The sequence below is a fragment of the Rhizobium sp. LEGMi-198b genome (assembly GCF_054114205.1).
In genome coordinates this window covers 1-2,537 of the sequence record NZ_JBSYVH010000018.1, presented here as the reverse complement: position 1 = coordinate 2,537, position 2,537 = coordinate 1, and the positions used below count along the sequence as shown (strand labels likewise).

Genomic DNA, 2,537 nt, shown 5'->3' with positions numbered 1-2,537 from the left:
TCCGAGACCGACTGCTGCGCCTGGGCCACCGCCATGCCGTAGCCCGGCACGATCACGATGCTGTCGGCCTCGTCCAAGGCGGCCGCGACGCCCTCGGCACTAATGGCGATCTGCTCGCCGATGATCTCCATCTGCGCGCCGGTGCTCGCGCCGAAGCCGCCGAGGATCACCGAGACGAAGGAGCGGTTCATCGCCTTGCACATGATGTAGGAGAGGATCGCACCGGAAGAGCCGACCAGCGCGCCGGTGACGATCAGGAGATCGTTGCCGAGCGTGAAGCCGATCGCGGCTGCCGCCCAGCCGGAATAGCTGTTCAGCATCGAGACGACGACCGGCATGTCGGCGCCGCCGATGCCCATGATCAGGTGATAGCCGATGAAGAAGGCAAGTGCCGTCATCAGGAGAAGCGTCCAGACCCCGGCGCCATTGCAGTACATCAGCAGCAGGATCAGCGAGGCGATCGCGGCGCTCGCGTTGAGAACGTGCCCGCCCGGCAGCTTCCTGGCCTTGCCGTCCAATTTGCCGGCAAGCTTGCCGAAGGCGACGACCGAGCCGGTGAAGGTGACCGCACCGATGAAGACGCCGAGGAAGACCTCGACCTTCATGATCGACAGTTCCACCATGTCCTTGTGGGCCAATATGCCGGCAAATCCGGTGAGGGCTGCGCGGGAAGCATCGTCGAGAGAAGCGACATGGGCCGCTTCGAGATGGGCATTGAAGCCGATGAACACCGCGGCAAGGCCGACGAAGGAATGCAGCGCCGCAACGAGCTGCGGCATTTCCGTCATCTGCACCCGGCTCGCCACATAATGGCCGAGCACCGCGCCGCCTGCGATCATCAGCGCGATGATGAACCAATTGCCGACGGTCTTGTCGATCATGGGGCCGAAGATCGTGGCAACTACGGCAAGGGCCATGCCGACAATGCCGTACCAGACGGCGCGCTTGGCGCTTTCCTGGCCGGACAGGCCACCGAGCGAGAGGATGAAGAGAACCGCTGCCGCAACATAGGCGGCCGATACAATACCGATGGTCATTGTGAAGATCCCTGCCGCTTAAGACTTCTGGAACATGGCGAGCATGCGCCGGGTGACGAGGAAGCCGCCGACGATGTTGATGGTGGCGATCAGCACCGACAGCGCCGCCAGCGTCACCACCAGCCCGTTGCCCGAGCCGATCTGCAACAGCGCGCCGAGGATGACGATGCCGGAGACGGCGTTGGTCACCGCCATCAGCGGCGTGTGCAGCGAATGGCTGACATTCCAGATCACCTGGAAGCCGACGAAACAGGCGAGCACGAAGACGACAAAATGGCTCATGAAGCTCGACGGCGCATAGGCGCCGACCAGCAGCAGAAGTGCGGTGCCGATGACCAGCAGGATGCCTTGGTTCCTGGTCTGCGCCTTGAAGGCGGCCAGTTCCCGGGCCCGCTTTTCCTCCGGCGTCGGCTCCTTCACCTTTTCCTTCGGCTTGGCGGCGGCGATCGCCTGCACCTTCGGCGGTGGCGGTGGATAGGTGATTGCGCCGTCCTTGGTGACGGTCGCACCGCGGATGACGTCATCGTCCATGTTGTGGACGATCACCCCATCCTTGCCCGGCGTCAGATCCGTCAGCATGTGGCGGATATTGGTGGCATAAAGCGTCGAGGCCTGCGCCGCCATGCGGCTCGGGAAATCGGTGTAGCCGATGACGATCACGCCATTGTCGGAGACGATGCGCTCGTCGGGGACCGTCAGGTCGCAATTGCCGCCGCGTTCGGCGGCCAAGTCGATCACGACCGAGCCCGGCTTCATCGCTGCCACCATATCGGCAAGCCACAGCTTCGGCGCATCGCGGCCGGGGATCAGGGCCGTGGTGATGACGATGTCGATCTGAGGCGCCAGTTCCCGGAACTTGGCAAGCTGCTTCTCGCGGAACTCCGGCGAGGACGGTGCGGCATAGCCGCCGGTCGCAGCACCATCCTGCTGTTCTTCGCCGAAGTCGAGGAAGACGAATTCCGCCCCCATGGATTCGATCTGCTCGGCCACCTCAGGGCGCACGTCGAAGGCATAGGTGATGGCGCCGAGCGACGTTGCCGTGCCGATCGCCGCAAGCCCTGCGACACCGGCGCCGATCACCAGCACCTTGGCCGGCGGCACCTTGCCGGCGGCCGTCACCTGACCGGTGAAGAAGCGGCCAAAATTGTTGCCGGCCTCGATCACCGCGCGATAGCCGGCAATATTGGCCATCGACGACAGGGCATCCATCTTCTGGGCTCGGCTGATGCGCGGCACCATGTCCATGGCGATGACGTTGGCGCCCCTGGACCTGGCCTGCTCGAGAAGGTCCTTGTTCTGTGCCGGGTAGAAGAAGGAGATCAGCGTCTTGCCCGGTGCCAGCCGATCAACCTCTGCGGCTTCAGGGGGCCGGACCTTGGCAATGACGTCGGATGTCTCGTAGAGCAAAGCCGCGCTGTCGACCACCGTGACACCCACGCCACGATACGCCTCGTCCGAAAATCCGGCCGCTTTTCCAGCACCGGTTTCGATCACGCACTC

2 protein-coding genes are annotated in these 2,537 nt (G+C 64.0%); both read right to left on the bottom strand.

Translation table 11 applies throughout. The features are described 5' to 3' along the window. On the bottom strand, positions 1-1,037 hold a 1,037-nt coding region (locus ACXHXG_RS32040; protein WP_457901877.1), incomplete at its 3' end, for an NAD(P)(+) transhydrogenase (Re/Si-specific) subunit beta. An 18-nt stretch (positions 1,038-1,055) separates the two neighbouring features. Further along, positions 1,056-2,537 (bottom strand): Re/Si-specific NAD(P)(+) transhydrogenase subunit alpha (locus ACXHXG_RS32035; RefSeq protein WP_457901876.1); only part of this gene is annotated, 1,482 nt, incomplete at its 5' end.